General features: G+C 35.2%; 17 protein-coding genes. All 17 read left to right on the top strand.

Annotated elements, in window-relative coordinates; genetic code table 11:
• Window positions 1-3 precede the first annotated feature (3 nt).
• The 17 genes from floA (at window position 4) to rpoD (ending at window position 15310) form a co-directional block, all read left to right on the top strand.
• Window positions 4-990, top strand: a complete 987-nt coding sequence (gene floA / locus JOC83_RS01525) for a flotillin-like protein FloA (RefSeq protein WP_205182818.1) — start codon at window positions 4-6, stop codon at window positions 988-990.
• Window positions 991-1022: 32 nt separating this feature from the next.
• Entirely contained in the window at window positions 1023-1568 is a 546-nt protein-coding gene (locus tag JOC83_RS01530) for a hypothetical protein (RefSeq protein ID WP_205182819.1), read from the top strand.
• A 60-nt stretch (window positions 1569-1628) separates the two neighbouring features.
• A complete protein-coding gene (gene yqfC / locus JOC83_RS01535; RefSeq protein WP_205182820.1) occupies window positions 1629-1910 on the top strand; it encodes a sporulation protein YqfC in 282 nt (93 codons plus the stop codon).
• 17 nt (window positions 1911-1927) lie between these two features.
• The gene (gene yqfD, locus JOC83_RS01540; protein ID WP_205182821.1) at window positions 1928-3115 is read left to right on the top strand and encodes a sporulation protein YqfD; all 1188 of its coding nucleotides are present in this window, start codon (window positions 1928-1930) and stop codon (window positions 3113-3115) included.
• 3 nt (window positions 3116-3118) lie between these two features.
• Window positions 3119-4075 (top strand): PhoH family protein, encoded by a 957-nt coding sequence (locus JOC83_RS01545; RefSeq protein WP_205182822.1) that lies wholly within the window; start codon window positions 3119-3121, stop codon window positions 4073-4075.
• 72 nt (window positions 4076-4147) lie between these two features.
• Window positions 4148-6271 (top strand): HD family phosphohydrolase, encoded by a 2124-nt coding sequence (locus JOC83_RS01550; RefSeq protein WP_378912569.1) that lies wholly within the window; start codon window positions 4148-4150, stop codon window positions 6269-6271.
• A complete protein-coding gene (gene ybeY / locus JOC83_RS01555; protein ID WP_205182823.1) occupies window positions 6268-6738 on the top strand; it encodes an rRNA maturation RNase YbeY in 471 nt (156 codons plus the stop codon). The genes JOC83_RS01550 and ybeY overlap by 4 nt, the downstream gene beginning before the upstream one ends.
• A gap of 2 nt (window positions 6739-6740) precedes the next feature.
• Window positions 6741-7100: a diacylglycerol kinase family protein gene (locus JOC83_RS01560; protein ID WP_205182825.1), complete on the top strand. Its 360-nt coding sequence runs from the start codon at window positions 6741-6743 to the stop codon at window positions 7098-7100.
• A gap of 36 nt (window positions 7101-7136) precedes the next feature.
• Complete coding sequence (locus JOC83_RS01565; RefSeq protein ID WP_205184732.1) at window positions 7137-7619, top strand: cytidine deaminase; 483 nt, start codon at window positions 7137-7139, stop codon at window positions 7617-7619.
• The gene (gene era / locus JOC83_RS01570; RefSeq protein ID WP_205182827.1) at window positions 7612-8517 is read left to right on the top strand and encodes a GTPase Era; all 906 of its coding nucleotides are present in this window, start codon (window positions 7612-7614) and stop codon (window positions 8515-8517) included. The genes JOC83_RS01565 and era overlap by 8 nt, the downstream gene beginning before the upstream one ends.
• Before the next feature lie 117 nt (window positions 8518-8634).
• The gene (locus JOC83_RS01575; protein WP_205182829.1) at window positions 8635-8781 is read left to right on the top strand and encodes a YqzL family protein; all 147 of its coding nucleotides are present in this window, start codon (window positions 8635-8637) and stop codon (window positions 8779-8781) included.
• A gap of 28 nt (window positions 8782-8809) precedes the next feature.
• Window positions 8810-9580 (top strand): DNA repair protein RecO, encoded by a 771-nt coding sequence (gene recO / locus JOC83_RS01580; RefSeq protein ID WP_205182831.1) that lies wholly within the window; start codon window positions 8810-8812, stop codon window positions 9578-9580.
• Window positions 9581-9911: 331 nt separating this feature from the next.
• Window positions 9912-10550, top strand: a complete 639-nt coding sequence (locus tag JOC83_RS01585; RefSeq protein ID WP_205182833.1) for a transcriptional regulator CcpN — start codon at window positions 9912-9914, stop codon at window positions 10548-10550.
• A gap of 59 nt (window positions 10551-10609) precedes the next feature.
• Window positions 10610-11419 carry a pyruvate, water dikinase regulatory protein gene (locus JOC83_RS01590; protein WP_205182835.1) on the top strand — a complete coding sequence of 270 codons (810 nt, stop codon included), beginning with the start codon at window positions 10610-10612 and terminating at the stop codon, window positions 11417-11419.
• A gap of 464 nt (window positions 11420-11883) precedes the next feature.
• Window positions 11884-12285 (top strand): YaiI/YqxD family protein, encoded by a 402-nt coding sequence (locus JOC83_RS01595; protein WP_338038869.1) that lies wholly within the window; start codon window positions 11884-11886, stop codon window positions 12283-12285.
• A 39-nt stretch (window positions 12286-12324) separates the two neighbouring features.
• A complete protein-coding gene (dnaG, locus tag JOC83_RS01600; protein WP_205182837.1) occupies window positions 12325-14139 on the top strand; it encodes a DNA primase in 1815 nt (604 codons plus the stop codon).
• 43 nt (window positions 14140-14182) lie between these two features.
• Window positions 14183-15310, top strand: coding sequence for an RNA polymerase sigma factor RpoD (gene rpoD, locus JOC83_RS01605; protein ID WP_205182838.1), 1128 nt, complete (start codon window positions 14183-14185; stop codon window positions 15308-15310).
• Window positions 15311-15488 lie beyond the last annotated feature (178 nt).

Below are 15488 nucleotides of genomic sequence, written 5' to 3' on the forward strand. Positions count from 1 at the left end.
ATAATGGAACCAGGTACTTTATTATTCTTTTTAGCAATTGGCTTAGGTATTATTTTATTAGCTGTCTTTTTTACCTTTGTACCCGTTATGCTGTGGATTTCAGCATTGGCTGCAGGAGTACGAATTAGCATTTTTACACTTGTAGGGATGAGACTACGTCGTGTTATTCCATCTCGTGTTGTAAATCCACTAATTAAAGCAAGTAAAGCAGGACTTGATGTTAATATTAATCAACTAGAGAGCCACTATTTAGCAGGTGGTAATGTTGACCGTGTAGTAAATGCGTTAATTGCTGCTCATCGTGCAAATATTGATTTAAGCTTTGAACGTTGCGCTGCAATCGATCTAGCAGGACGTGACGTGTTAGAAGCGGTGCAAATGAGCGTTAATCCTAAAGTAATTGAAACACCTTTTATTGCTGGTGTTGCGATGGATGGAATTGAAGTAAAAGCAAAAGCTCGTATTACTGTTCGTGCAAACATTGATCGCTTAGTCGGTGGTGCAGGTGAAGATACAGTAGTAGCGCGTGTTGGTGAAGGGATTGTAAGTACGATTGGTTCATCTAAGGATCATAAGAAGGTATTAGAAAACCCAGATTTAATCTCTCAAACGGTCTTAGGAAAAGGATTAGACTCTGGTACAGCTTTTGAAATTTTATCAATTGATATTGCTGATATTGATATTGGAAAGAATATTGGAGCGGAATTACAAACTGATCAAGCAGAAGCTGATAAAAACATTGCACAAGCGAAAGCAGAAGAAAGAAGAGCAATGGCTGTTGCGAAAGAACAGGAAATGCGTGCAAAGGTTGAAGAAATGCGTGCAAAAGTTGTGGAAGCAGAAGCTCAAGTTCCACTTGCAATGGCAGAGGCTTTACGCTCTGGAAACATTGGCGTGATGGATTATATGAACATTAAAAACATTGATGCTGATACAGGAATGCGTGATTCAATTGGTAAATTAACAAACGATCAAGATGAAGAGAAGTAAGAAATGGATAGCTCAAAGGAGGAAGACTCCTAATGAATATCATTGAGTATGTAATTAACCTTTTATTAAGTAATATGTTCATTGTTGTGATTATTGGTGGACTTATTTTAAATGTGTTTCAGCGATTTGTTGAACAGTCTAAAGAACGCAATCAGTCACCAAATAAGCCAGATGAACCTGCTGAGGAACGAAAGGTTGGATATCCTTCTACACCTATCCCGAACTTTCCAGACTTTCAAGGCTTTCCGAAGCGAATGAAGGATGAGGTAAAGGAAAAGACAAAGCCTAAAACCGAGTCAAAACCTGAAATAAATCAAGACAAACAAAACGAGCAGTTACAAAACAAGTTGAGTACGTTGAAAGAAAAGGTTGCTCAAACACAATCTCGTAAAGAAGTCGTTAAAAGCATGGGTAGAAATCAAGCATCTAGTCGTACAGCATCTACTCGTCAGATAAAGAAATCTAGTCAAAAGAGAGTAGATAGCTTATCGATTGACGGTAAGAAAGCTGTGCAAGGTGTTATATGGTCTGAGATTCTTGGTCCACCAAAGTCGAAAAGACAAATTTATAAAAGATAAATAGATGTGATACAATAACCCCCTTTCTCATAAATATGAGATGAAAGGGGGTTCTTTTTTATGGGCAAAACGTGGAAAAACATGAAGCGATGGATTACAAATCATATGGAACTACCCGCTGATGTCTTAACCGATCTTCCTCGGATCACAATGGTTGGTCAAATTCATATATATATTGAAAACCACAAGGGGCTTCTTGCCTTTTCTGATAAAGAAATACGAGTATTGCTAAAGCAAGGTCAAATGCTCGTTAAAGGAGAGGAGTTAGTGATTAAAGTCATTCTTCCAGAGGAGCTGGTATTAGAAGGGAAAATCAATCAAGTTCTTTATTTAGAACAGTAAAATCGAGGAGGAAGCGAATGAAAAACGAATGGACAAACTTTGTGACAGGGACCGTTGGTATTTTAATAAGAGGAAAAGGAATCGAACGGTTCTTAAATAATTGTATCAGAGAGCAAATCCAGTTATTAAATATAAAAAGAACTGATGAGGAAAGTGTATCAGCGGAGATGTTGTTAAAAGATTTATCGAAAGTTCGCGTCCTTATTCGAGACGCGGACTGTAAGCTTTATTTTAGAAAACGACAAGGGATGCCTTTTTTAATAAAGCGAATGCTAAAAAACAGTGGCTTTGTATTAGGACTTGTAGCTTTTTTTGTGATTTTAACTCTGTTATCAAATATGGTGTGGAAAATTGAAATTACAGGTGCACAGCCTCATACAGAGTATGAAATCGTAAAAGAGCTTGAAGAAATGGGTGTGAAAAGAGGGAAATTACAGTTTTTACTTGATAGTCCTGAAATGATTCAGTACAAACTAACAAATAATATGAGTAATATTACGTGGGTAGGTGTAGAGTTAAAAGGAACATCATATCATTTCCAAGTCGTAGAAAAAAATGAGCCAAAGGCACAAGAACAACTGTCACCTCAAAACATTGTTGCTAGTAAAAAGGCAACGATTACACATATGTTCATCGAAAAAGGACAACCACTCGTAAAAGTGAATGATGTTGTCGAACGGGGGCAACCTCTTGTATCAGGATTAATCGGAAAAGAAGGAAACCAAAAAGTGATTGCTGCCAAAGGGAAAGTATATGGCGAAACTTGGTACAAATCTAATATTGAAATACCGTTACAAACTAATTTTCAAGTTGTCACCGGTCAATCTTACAATCATTATTATTTTTATGTAGGGCATTTAAAGATACCGATGTGGACCTTTACAAAAGAAGAGTTTGAAAAAAAGAAAGTAGAGAGTACGAAAAGACCAATTTACTTCTTAAGATGGAAACTTCCTTTGTCTTATGAGAAGATAATAGTGAGAGAACAAGAAGAAGTTGAGCGAAAATATTCAGTAGTAGAAGCAGTTCAACAAGGAATTAAAGATGGACGAGAAAAAGTAATGTCACAGTTAGATGAAGATGGAAAAATAAAAGATGAAAAAGTTTTGCACCAACGTGAGGACAATGGTAAAGTAAAATTATCAATACTTTACCAAGTTATAGAAAATGTTGCAGTCACTCAACCAATTATTCAAGGAGATTGAGGAATGTCAGAACAGTTAGTTACAACCAACTTACAACTTGAAGATTTAAATGAAGCTATTGCTTTATTTGGAGCCCAAGATGCTCATCTAAAGCGTATTGAGGAAGAAACAGGGGTATCAATTGTAACACGTGGAGAAGCTGTTAATTTGTCTGGAGAAGCAACCTCTGTAGAGAAAGTTGAAGAGATCTTAAAAAAATTGCTACATATTATCCGAAAGAATATTACAATTTCTGAACGAGATGTTGTTTATGCTATACAGATGGCAAAAGACGGATCGCTTGAATTCTTTGAGGATATATATGAAGAAGAAATTACGAAAAACGTAAAAGGTAAATCTATTCGAGTTAAAACGTTAGGACAACGTCAATATGTCTCTGCTATTAAAAAGCATGATTTGATTTTTGGAATCGGCCCTGCTGGAACAGGTAAAACGTACTTAGCAGTTGTCATGGCAGTAAATGCGTTAAAAAATGGATTGGTACAACGAATTATTTTAACACGCCCAGCTGTCGAAGCGGGTGAAAGTCTCGGCTTTTTACCAGGAGATTTAAAAGAAAAAGTTGATCCTTATTTACGTCCTTTATACGATGCACTTCATGACGTATTAGGCACAGAGCACACACAAAGACTGATTGAACGAGGTGTCATTGAAATTGCTCCGTTAGCTTACATGCGTGGTAGAACGTTAGATGATGCTTTTGTCATTTTGGATGAAGCTCAAAATACAACACCAGCGCAAATGAAAATGTTTTTAACGAGATTAGGATTTGGATCGAAAATGGTTATAACTGGTGATGTTTCGCAAGTGGATTTACCAAAGGGCGTACAATCAGGGCTAAGAGTGGCAAGTGATGTATTAAAAGAAGTGAATGGTGTTTCTTTTATTCACCTAGAGCAGTCAGATGTAGTTCGCCATCCTCTGGTGAGACGAATTGTGGAGGCTTACGAAAAAGCTTAGCAAAAAATAGACCCTTTGTACCTTAGGGTCTATTTTTGTGTAAAAGGAGGATCTAACGTGTCAAAGTTTGGAATGATGAAACAAACAATGGCACAAATCGAGCGATTTCGGCTTATTCAAATTGGATTATATACACTACTTGGAATAGTTCTGTACGCTTCTATGTACAGTAATGTCAAGCCTGAAGAGTTAGATTTGCGTCTATTATCAATTTCCCCTCAAACAGTCTATTCACCTATTACAATTGAAGACAAAGAAAGTACCGATGAAAAACGCAAGGAAGCGCAACAAGCTGTTAAAGATGTCTACACGCTGAAAACGGAATACGCACAAAACAGGGTTGACTTAGTTGCGTCTATTTTTAATGCCATTATGGAAGTAAATGAAGAGTTTGAACAAAGTGAAGTAACTGATCAAGATGTAGAGCAAGTTATCCAAGCAAAAAGAGAGTTATTATCTGATAAATTACCTGCAGATATTCAAAAAAGTCTTTCTTCAAAAACCATTAATCAACTATTACAATCTACACAGCAAGAGTTGTCAATTGCAAAAGATGCTGTTGTAACAGGTGTTCATCATGTGATGAAAGATCGAATTACAGTAAGTGAAGTTGAAAATAAAAAAGAGCAAATTAAGAATCAGTTAATCTATACGAATGTAAATAATGAATTGAAAGAATCAATGTATGAAATCGCTCACTTTTCTATCATACCAAATGTTATTTATGATCCAAAGAAGACAGCTGAAAACCGCCAAGAAGCCGTTGAACGCATTGATCCTGTTCGAATCAAACAAGGTCAAATCATCGTAGAAGAAAGTCAGCTTATTACAGCTGAAATTTATCGTCAATTACAATTAGTAGGATTGTTAAATGATGAAGCTTCTGTACAACCGTTTGTTGGTTTGCTTTTGCTTATTATGATTATGATTGGCTTCATTATGTATTATTTTAAAGATTTCAATACCAAGTCTTCTCAAACACTCTTGCTATATGTCATTGTTTTTACAATTACGATGATATTGATGAAGATTTTAAGTTTATTTCAAGAAATGGAGCTTTCAGAAATTGGATTTTTAATGCCGGTTGCAGCAGGTGGCTTACTTATTCGCATTTTAATTAATGAGCGAATTGCAATTATTTCCAGTGTCGTTTTTGCGATTTGTGGCAGCATTATTTTTAATGGGGAGATGACCACATCAATCAATGTACATGTGGGAACGTATTTTTTATTAGGAAGCATTGCAGGTATTTTATTTTTAAGTAAACAACATAGAAGGTCTCGTATTTTACAAGCAGGCTTATTTGTTTCCTTGGTCAATGTTGGTATTATATTAGCAATGCAGCTTATTAAAAATAGCCAATTAAGCACCGTTGAATTAAGTTATTATGGGATTATGGCTATTTCTTCAGGTATTATCGCTGCTATTTTAACAATTGGTCTATTGCCTTTTTTTGAAAGTGGCTTTGGTATTTTGTCAACAATGAAGTTAATCGAACTTTCTAGCCCCAATCATCCACTTTTGAGAAAGATTTTAACTGAAACACCAGGAACATATCATCATAGTGTGATGGTAGCAAATTTATCGGAATCTGCTTGTGAAACGATTGGAGCAAATGGGTTGCTAGCACGTGTCGCAGCTTATTATCATGATATTGGGAAAACAAAACGTCCTCAATATTTTATTGAGAATCAAATGAATATTAGTAATCCTCACGATAAGCTTTCTCCAGAAGTAAGCAAAAATATTATTATTGCACATGCTATAGATGGAGCAAATATTTTACGTAAGCATAAACTTCCAAAGGAAATTATCGATGTGGCTGAACAGCATCATGGAACGACACTGCTTAAATATTTCTACTACAAGGCTGTAGAAGGAACGGAAGAGAAAGTAGATGAAAAAGACTATCGCTATCCTGGACCAAAACCACAAACAAAAGAAGCTGCTGTAATTTGTATTGCAGACAGTGTAGAGGCGGCTGTCCGTTCAATGACCAATCCAACACCTGAGAAAATTGAAGGCCTTGTGCGAAGTATCATTAAAGATCGTTTACAAGATGAACAACTTAATGAGTGTGATTTAACATTAAAAGAACTTGAATTAATTGCAAAATCGCTATGTGAAACATTAAATGGAATTTTTCATTCTAGAATTGAATATCCAGAGATGAAAAAAGAGAAGGTGAAAGCATGAGTTTACTTATTGACTTTATTGATGAAACAAATGAAATTGCGCAAGAACAGCAACTAGAATTAGAGAAATTAATGCAAATGGCAGCTGCAATGGAAGGAATTAATGAGGAAGCAGAAGTATCTGTTACATTTGTGGATAATGAGCGTATACAAGAAATTAATAAAGAGTATCGTAAAAAGGACAAGGCTACAGATGTTATTTCCTTTGCTTTAGAGGAAATGGGTGAAGGAGAGCTTGCAATTATTGGACAAGAAATGCCTCGAGTACTAGGAGACATTATTATTTCTATACCTAAAACGCACGAGCAAGCAAAAGAGTATGGTCATTCCTTTTTAAGAGAGTTAGGCTTCTTAACGATACATGGTTTTCTTCACTTACTAGGCTATGATCATGAGACGGAAGAGCAAGAAAAAGAAATGTTTGGTAAACAAAGAGAAATCCTAGATGCATATGGCTTAAAGAGGTAAAGATGAAACTCGATGGCAAAAGGCTTTGGCGAAGTTTTGGCTATGCTTGGCAAGGAATTCAACAAGTTATAAAAACAGAACAAAACATGCAAGTACATGTATTTGCAGCGCTATTGGTAATTGGAGCAGGATTGTATTTTCGCATTACCGTTTTTGAATGGATGATACTCATCGTTCTTATTGCTGGAATGTGGAGTCTTGAATTGATTAATACAGCTATCGAGAAAACAATCGATTTAGTAACGGAAGAATACCATCCGTTAGCGAAGAAGGCGAAAGATGCTGCAGCAGGAGCAGTTTTAGTGTATGCAATTGCTTCAGTTATTGTTGGAGGCTTAGTCTTTTTTAAATATATTTTTTAACAATGTTGTTGTTTTAAAAGGTTTCTGATAAGATGTATTCACTCAACAAAAGATTTTGTCTTAGTCTTTAAAAGTAATGATTGCTTAATACATATGCGTTTTGAGAAAGGAAGCGAACAAATGGATAAACAAATGTTAATGGAAGAAGCAAAGAAAGCAAGAGAATTAGCTTATGTACCTTATTCGAAGTTCAAAGTAGGAGCAGCATTGCTCACAACAGACGGTAAAGTATATCATGGTTGTAACATTGAAAATGCTGCTTATAGCATGTGTAATTGTGCTGAAAGAACAGCGCTTTTTAAAGCGTATTCAGAAGGTGATACAAAGTATGAAGCAATCGCTGTTGTTGCAGATACAAAGCGTCCTGTACCACCTTGTGGAGCGTGTAGACAAGTAATTTCAGAGCTATGTTCAAAAGAAATGAAAGTGATATTAACAAATTTAAATGGAGATGTACAAGAGTTAACAGTAGGAGAATTGTTACCAGGAGCATTTTCACCGGAGGATTTAAATGAGTAATAAAGAATTCAAATCAGGTTTTGTTTCCATTATTGGAAGACCTAATGTAGGCAAATCAACATTTTTAAATCGTGTTATTGGCCAAAAAATTGCCATCATGAGTGATAAGCCTCAAACAACGAGAAATAAAATTCAAGGTGTATATACAGAAGATGAAGCACAAATCGTATTTATTGATACACCTGGTATTCATAAGCCAAAGCATAAGCTTGGCGACTTCATGATGAAGGTTGCACAAAACACGTTAAAAGAAGTAGATCTTGTCTTATTTATGGTAAATGCCGTTGAAGGATTTGGGCGTGGAGATGAATTTATTATTGAGCGCTTAAAGGAAACGAAAACACCTGTTTTTCTAGTTATTAATAAAATTGATGAAATTCACCCTGATGAATTATTAACTTTAATTGAAACATATAAAGATTTACACTCTTTTGCTGAGATTGTCCCTATATCAGCTTTACAAGGAAACAATGTAGATCGATTATTAGATCAAATAAAAAAAGTATTACCAGAAGGTCCACAATACTATCCAGCTGATCAAGTGACAGATCATCCTGAACGTTTCATTGTAGCAGAATTAATTCGTGAGAAAGTCTTACATTTAACACGAGAAGAAATTCCTCACTCTATTGCAGTTGTCATTGATTCAATGCAAACAAGAGAGAATGGTGCTGTATATGTTGGAGCAACCATTGTTGTAGAAAGAGACTCTCAAAAAGGAATTGTCATTGGAAAGCAAGGTAAAATGTTAAAAGAGGTAGGAAAACGAGCTCGTGTAGATGTAGAGGCTTTACTTGGATCACGTGTGTTCCTTGAACTATGGGTAAAAGTGCAAAAGGATTGGCGCAATCGTCTTACTCATTTAAGAGATTATGGCTTTAGAGAAGACGAATATTAAGATAGAAAACAAATTTTACAAAATTTGTGTTACATGATTTCTAATATGGAAGGTCATCCTAAACATAAGGAATTGGAGTATGTATCTGATCGTTATGATTAGAAAGGTGGGGTTTTTATGTTGGATTTTACCTGGAAAGTATTTTCCCATACAGGTAATGTAGATACCTATCTTCTATTTAAGGAGATTGAACAAGAAGGCTTTGAAACACCCGAGGCATATAATAATGAGGAGATTCAACATCTCGATTTACCAATTTCTTGACCTTCCATCTATCGGTAGGTGACCAAGTTTGTTTAAAAAATGTGAAGGAATAGTCATTCGTACGAATGATTATGGTGAGTCTAATAAAATCGTAACGATATACTCACGCGAGTTAGGAAAAGTAGGCATGATGGCAAGAGGGGCTAAAAAGCCAAGTAGTCGTTTGTCTGCAACTACTCAATTATTTACTTATGGTCATTTCTTTGTACAAGCAGGATCAGGCATGGGAACTCTTCATCAAGGAGAGGTCATTTCTTCTATGAGAAGCATACGTGAGGACATTTTTTGTACTGCGTATGCTTCTTATATTGTTGAGTTAACAGACAAAGTAACAGAAAACAATAAGCCGAATCCCTTTTTATTTGAGTTTTTATATCAAACGTTGTCTTACATGAACGAAGGTTATGATCTTGATGTGTTAACCTATATTTATGAAATGAAAATGTTAAATGTTTTAGGGTTATATCCTTCATTAAATGAATGTGTATTTTGTCAGTCTAAAGACGGTGTATTTGGTTTTTCAATTCGTGATAATGGCTTGATTTGTCATCGTTGTACAGAAAAAGACCCTTATCATTTAAGAGTAAGCCCTGGGACAATTAAGTTGCTTCGTTTGTTTTACTACATAGATTTACAGCGCTTAGGGTCTATTTCCGTAAAAGAAGAAACAAAACATCAGTTAAAATTAATCATTGATAGTTATTACGAAGAGTATTCAGGATTATTCCTTAAATCTAAACGCTTCTTAAATCAAATGGATAAACTAAAAACAACGTTTGATGTGAAGGACAAGGACTAATGAGAGTAAATGATGATGTTTTCAATAAATAAACGTAATGTGCAAGGTGAAATCATTACGTTTTTTAAAATAATGTGGTATGATTTCATTTCAGAAATCATTATAAAGAGCCGTCTCAAAAGGGGCGGTTTTTCCCTTTTGATTATTCTTTTGATTCCTGTCAGTATCTATATACTTTAAAATACATTTTTAGCAATTGTAATGTAGTTAAATGGATTGTTTAAAAATATTTCTTTATAATTTACATCATTATTCTTTTACTTTTCTGAAAAAAGTATATAATGTTTTTAGAAATAGTATAACACATTATTGCTTTTTACTTTGCAAGGTGGTGAGAACAATCGAACTGAATAAAAGACAAGAACAAATTTTACAAATTGTCAAAGATTTAGGACCGATTACAGGAGAGCATATCGCTGATAAGCTAAACTTAACCCGTGCTACATTAAGGCCAGATTTAGCCATCTTAACAATGGCTGGCTATCTAGAAGCAAGACCAAGAGTGGGTTATTTTTATACAGGAAAAACAGGTGCTCAATTATTAACAGACAAAATTAAGAAAATACAAGTACAAGAATATCAATCTATCCCAGTTGTGGTAAATGAGAACGTATCTGTCTATGATGCGATTTGTACAATGTTTTTAGAAGATGTAGGGACGTTATTTGTAGTAGATGAGCATTCAGTTATTGTAGGGGTATTGTCTAGAAAAGATTTATTACGAGCGAGCATAGGGAAGCAAGAGTTAACATCTATTCCTGTGCATATCATTATGACGCGAATGCCTAATATTACGTTTTGTAAAAAAGAAGATTTGCTCATTGATATTGCTCAAATTTTAATTGAAAAACAAATTGACGCCATTCCTGTTGTAAAAGAAGCCGAAAAGGGTTATGAGGTTATTGGTCGAATTACAAAAACAAATATTACAAAATTATTGGTCGCATTAGCCAATGATGAGGTATTATAGATTAAGTAATCATTGTGTATAAAAAGTTTTGAGATTTAAAAAAGGGGATGTGCAAATAGATGAACAACCCAATGATTTATGTTGTTTCGGATTCTGTAGGAGAGACGGCGGAGCTAGTCGTAAAAGCTGCATTAAGTCAGTTTAATATGGCAAATATAGTGATTAAACGTGTACCGTATGTAGAGGATACAGCAACTTTAGCTGAAGTGGTATCAATCGCAAAGCTAAATCATGCAATAGTTGGTTTTACCCTCGTTAAACCAGACATGCGTCAGTTTTTAATTTCAGAAGCTGAAAAGCATGGTGTCGTCGTTCTGGATATTATTGGTCCTCTGATTGATCGTATTCAGCACTCATATCAATTGCAACCGCGTTTTGAGCCTGGAATGGTACGTAAACTAGATGAGGACTATTTCAAAAAGGTTGAAGCAATTGAGTTTGCAGTTAAATATGATGATGGGCGCGATCCGCGTGGAATTTTACGTGCAGATATTGTTCTTTTAGGTGTATCCCGCACATCAAAAACGCCTCTATCTCAGTTTTTAGCGCATAAACGTTTAAAAGTAGCAAACGTACCAATTGTTCCAGAGGTAGAGCCTCCTGAAGAACTTTTTCAAGTTGCACCTGAAAAATGTATAGGCCTTATTATTAGCCCAGAAAAGTTAAACAACATTCGTCGTGAACGATTAAAATCGCTAGGATTGAACGACAAAGCGATTTATGCAAATATTCATCGAATTAAAGAAGAATTAGTATTTTTTGAAAGTGTTGTTGAGAAAATTGGTTGCCCAGTTATTGATGTTTCAAATAAAGCTGTTGAAGAAACAGCGGGTATTATCTTAAATTTAATTCAACATCCTTCTTCATAAAATCGTTTACAACTAACGTATTTTTAAAATAAATAGACCGCCCTCTACCAAAAACGCATGATTCATACATACGGTGAGAGGGCGGTTTTATCATTCTTTTTTCATCATATTCTATTTTATATAAAAAGATTTGTCTTACTTTTTGATAGAAGAACTAGTTAAAATTTGGCTCAATAGACTGTTGTATAAAAAGAGAGATTTTTTAGCTAGAAAATCACAAACATTTATATTATAATAAAAAATTGTGATAAAAAAGAATAGTTTTAGGTTTAGACTTTGTCTAGAACGAATAAACTATTTATATAAATGTCAAGTAAAGGGCGAAAAAAGTATTCGACAAACTCAATCTACACTAAATTACAAAATATTAGAAGGAATCTTCGGAGGGATGTAGAATACAGAGTTATAGTAAAAGAAACTTTAAAATTTTTGTCGATGCAGACGCGTGTCCTGTCAAAAAAGAGATTGTTGAACTTGCTCATACATATGGTGCGGACTTACTGTTTATAGCTTCGTACGCGCATGTTCAAAGCAACCCAATTGGCGGAGAATGGAAATATGTTGATTGTGACAAAGAAGCGGTTGATCTATACATTGTCAACCATGCTAAGAAGCACGATGTCGTAATCACACAAGACACAGGGTTAGCTAGTATTTTAGTTAAAAGTGGCGTTTATGCTATTTCTCCACGTGGAAAACAGTATAGTGAAGAAGATATGAATTCAGTGCTTTTTTTTCGATATGTTTCTGCAAAAGAGCGAAGGGCAGGACGGTATCCCAAAGGTCCAAAAGCGTTTACTGAAGCAGATAAACAGCATTTTGTAGAGACTTTTGATAAACTGTTGTCGAAACTTGCAGGAATTTAGCTTTTTGTGAAGAATACTAAGAAATACGGAGCTGTTATAATGACAAATCGAATCCCTGATGAAGTAATAGATCGTATTCGGCATTCGGTTGATATTGTCGATGTTATTAGTGATTATGTACAGCTGAAAAAGCAAGGTCGTAATTACTTCGGCCTATGTCCTTTTCATGGAGAAAGCACTCCATCTTTTTCTGTATCGCCAGAAAAACAAATCTATCATTGCTTTGGGTGTGGAGCTGGTGGTAATTCATTTTCATTTCTAATGGAGCTAGAAGGGTTATCGTTTGTAGAAGCAGCTCAGCAGCTAGCTGATAAAGCTGACATTCCTTTTGAGCATGATGTTCAACCTGAAACTTCCTTAAATGAAAACAAACCGACAACTCGAATGGTCGAAGCGCATGAGCTCTTAAAGAAATTTTATCATCATTTATTAGTAAATACAAAAGAAGGTCAACAAGCGTACGATTATTTAATTGAACGAGGATTTTCACGAGAAACAATAGATGAGTTTGAAATTGGTTTTTCTTTAGATTCATGGGAGTTTATGACGAAGTTTCTAACAAAAAGAGGCTTTCAATTGACGGAGATGGAGAAGGCAGGTCTTTTAGTAAAACGAGCAAAAGATGGTGCATTCTTTGATCGATTTCGTGGAAGAGTAATGTTTCCTATTGCAGATTTACAAGGCAAGACAGTTGCCTTTTCTGGACGATTAATCGAAAACATTGAAGGTCAACCAAAATATTTAAACAGCCCAGAAACTGCTATCTTCAATAAAGGTAAAACAATCTATAATTTTCATCGTGCTAAAAAGCATATTCGTAAAAACCAACAAGTTCTATTATTCGAAGGCTTTGCAGATGTAATCTCAGCTGTAAAAGCAGAATGTCCCAATGCTATTGCAACAATGGGAACGGCATTAACCGACGAACAAGCTAAAATTATTCGACGAAATGTTGAGTCAGTTGTTATTTGTTACGATTCAGATCATGCAGGAATAGAGGCTGCGTATAAAGCTGCAAATATACTTACCAGTGTGGGCTGTACTGTAAAGGTAGCTGTTATGCCTCAAGGATATGATCCAGATGATTATATAAAAGAGCAGGGGCCTGAGAGATTTAGAAATGAAGTAATTGATGGCAGCTTAACCTTTATGTCGTTTAAAATGCGTTATTTAAGAAGAGGTAAAAATCTTCAAAATGAAGCAGAACGAATGAAGTACATTGAAGACGTATTAAAAGAAATTAGTCAATTAACAAAAGCTGTCGAACAAGAACATTATTTAAGACAATTATCTCAAGAATTTTCAATTTCTTTAGACGCACTTCAGCAACAAAAAAATCAAATATCTAGCCTTTCAGGAAAGAAAAAGGATAATGATGCTTGGAATAGAAATAATATAGCTAGACAACCAAGTTTTCAAACCAGATTATTACCTGCATATCAAAATGCTGAACGATTGCTTATTGCTTATATGTTAAAAGATAAAGACGTGGCAATTCGGATTCAAGAATTGATTCAAGGTAACTTTAATATAGAAGAGCATCGAGCGCTAGTGATGTACATTTATGCATTTTATGAAGAAGGCTATGAACCTAATCTAAGTTTGTTTATGGAGAAGTTAGTTGATGGAAAGTTGGGGAGATTAGCTTCTGAGATTGCAATGCTTTCAATTAATGAAGAGCTGTCCGAACAAGCATTACATGATTATGTTCAACAAGTACTAATTCACCCAAAGCTGTTGAAAATAAAAGAAAAAGAAACTGAAAAGCAGGAAGCTGAGCGACAAAAGGATTATTTAAAAGCTGCTTCAATTGCAATGGAAATCATTCAATTGAAAAAGGCATTGAAATCATAATGTTAGATGAGTATTCCTTGAAATTTTGGAAGGAGGGGATCTGATGGCTGAAAAATCAGCGCATTCAAAAGAACTTGAATCTGAGTTAACACTCGAGCAAGTTAAAGATCAGTTGACCGAAATAGGAAAAAAACGTGGTGTGTTAACATACGAAGAAATTGCTGAGCGTATGGCAAACTTTGAAGTAGAATCAGATCAGATGGACGAATACTATGAATTTCTTGGAGAACAAGGCGTAGAAGTAATGGGCGAGTCTGAATCAAACGATAACGATCCTGATATCCAGGAGCTATCAAAAGAAGAAGAATTTGATTTGAATGATTTAAGCGTTCCACCTGGTGTGAAGATTAACGATCCTGTACGCATGTATTTAAAAGAAATCGGTCGTGTTGACTTGTTATCTGCTGAAGAAGAAATTTCATTAGCTAAACGTATTGAACAAGGTGACGAAGAAGCTAAACGACGTTTAGCAGAAGCGAATTTACGTCTCGTTGTAAGTATTGCAAAACGTTACGTAGGTCGTGGCATGCTGTTTCTTGATTTAATTCAAGAAGGAAACATGGGCCTTATCAAAGCTGTTGAAAAATTCGACTATCGCAAAGGTTACAAATTTAGTACGTATGCAACATGGTGGATTCGCCAAGCGATTACTCGTGCAATTGCAGACCAAGCTAGAACAATTCGTATCCCTGTTCATATGGTTGAGACAATCAATAAGCTAATTCGTGTTCAGCGTCAATTGCTTCAGGATTTAGGACGCGAGCCTTCTCCAGAAGAAATTGCTGAAGATATGGATTTAACTCCAGATAAGGTGCGTGAAATCTTAAAGATTGCTCAAGAACCTGTATCTTTAGAAACTCCAATTGGTGAGGAAGATGATTCCCATTTAGGAGATTTCATTGAAGATCAAGATGCAACATCTCCTTCAGAGCACGCAGCATATGAATTGCTAAAAGAACAGCTTGAAGATGTTTTAGATACATTAACAGACCGAGAAGAAAACGTTCTTCGCTTACGTTTTGGCTTAGATGACGGACGTACACGCACATTAGAAGAGGTTGGAAAAGTCTTTGGTGTTACACGTGAACGTATTCGTCAAATTGAAGCAAAAGCGTTACGAAAATTGCGTCACCCAAGTCGTAGTAAACGATTAAAAGACTTTTTAGAATAAAATGAATGCCTAATATTTACATGAAGTGGTTTACTCCTTATGATGGGAGTGAACTACTTTTTTTTTGGAGTGTGACAAATGCAAAACCTAAGTCAAAAAAACAAAGTGATTGTTGATGAAATCAACTTATGGAAAGAAAATAAAATTCTACCAGAACACTATTGTGATTATTTGCTCA

The organism is Priestia iocasae, assembly GCF_016909075.1.
GTDB lineage: Bacteria > Bacillota > Bacilli > Bacillales > Bacillaceae_H > Priestia > Priestia iocasae.

Excerpts from the sequence above, each read along its gene's own strand:
- era (WP_205182827.1), top strand. The coding sequence starts at position 7,612 with ATGAGTAATAAAGAATTCAAATCAGGTTTTGTTTCCATTATTGGAAGA.
- JOC83_RS01545 (WP_205182822.1), top strand. The coding sequence starts at position 3,119 with ATGTCAGAACAGTTAGTTACAACCAACTTACAACTTGAAGATTTAAAT.
- JOC83_RS01590 (WP_205182835.1), top strand. The coding sequence starts at position 10,610 with ATGAACAACCCAATGATTTATGTTGTTTCGGATTCTGTAGGAGAGACG.
- dnaG (WP_205182837.1), top strand. The coding sequence starts at position 12,325 with ATGACAAATCGAATCCCTGATGAAGTAATAGATCGTATTCGGCATTCG.
- JOC83_RS01530 (WP_205182819.1), top strand. The coding sequence starts at position 1,023 with ATGAATATCATTGAGTATGTAATTAACCTTTTATTAAGTAATATGTTC.
- yqfC (WP_205182820.1), top strand. The coding sequence starts at position 1,629 with ATGGGCAAAACGTGGAAAAACATGAAGCGATGGATTACAAATCATATG.
- JOC83_RS01550 (WP_378912569.1), top strand. The coding sequence starts at position 4,148 with ATGATGAAACAAACAATGGCACAAATCGAGCGATTTCGGCTTATTCAA.
- rpoD (WP_205182838.1), top strand. The coding sequence starts at position 14,183 with ATGGCTGAAAAATCAGCGCATTCAAAAGAACTTGAATCTGAGTTAACA.
- JOC83_RS01575 (WP_205182829.1), top strand. The coding sequence starts at position 8,635 with ATGTTGGATTTTACCTGGAAAGTATTTTCCCATACAGGTAATGTAGAT.
- ybeY (WP_205182823.1), top strand. The coding sequence starts at position 6,268 with ATGAGTTTACTTATTGACTTTATTGATGAAACAAATGAAATTGCGCAA.
- JOC83_RS01560 (WP_205182825.1), top strand. The coding sequence starts at position 6,741 with ATGAAACTCGATGGCAAAAGGCTTTGGCGAAGTTTTGGCTATGCTTGG.
- yqfD (WP_205182821.1), top strand. The coding sequence starts at position 1,928 with ATGAAAAACGAATGGACAAACTTTGTGACAGGGACCGTTGGTATTTTA.
- floA (WP_205182818.1), top strand. The coding sequence starts at position 4 with ATGGAACCAGGTACTTTATTATTCTTTTTAGCAATTGGCTTAGGTATT.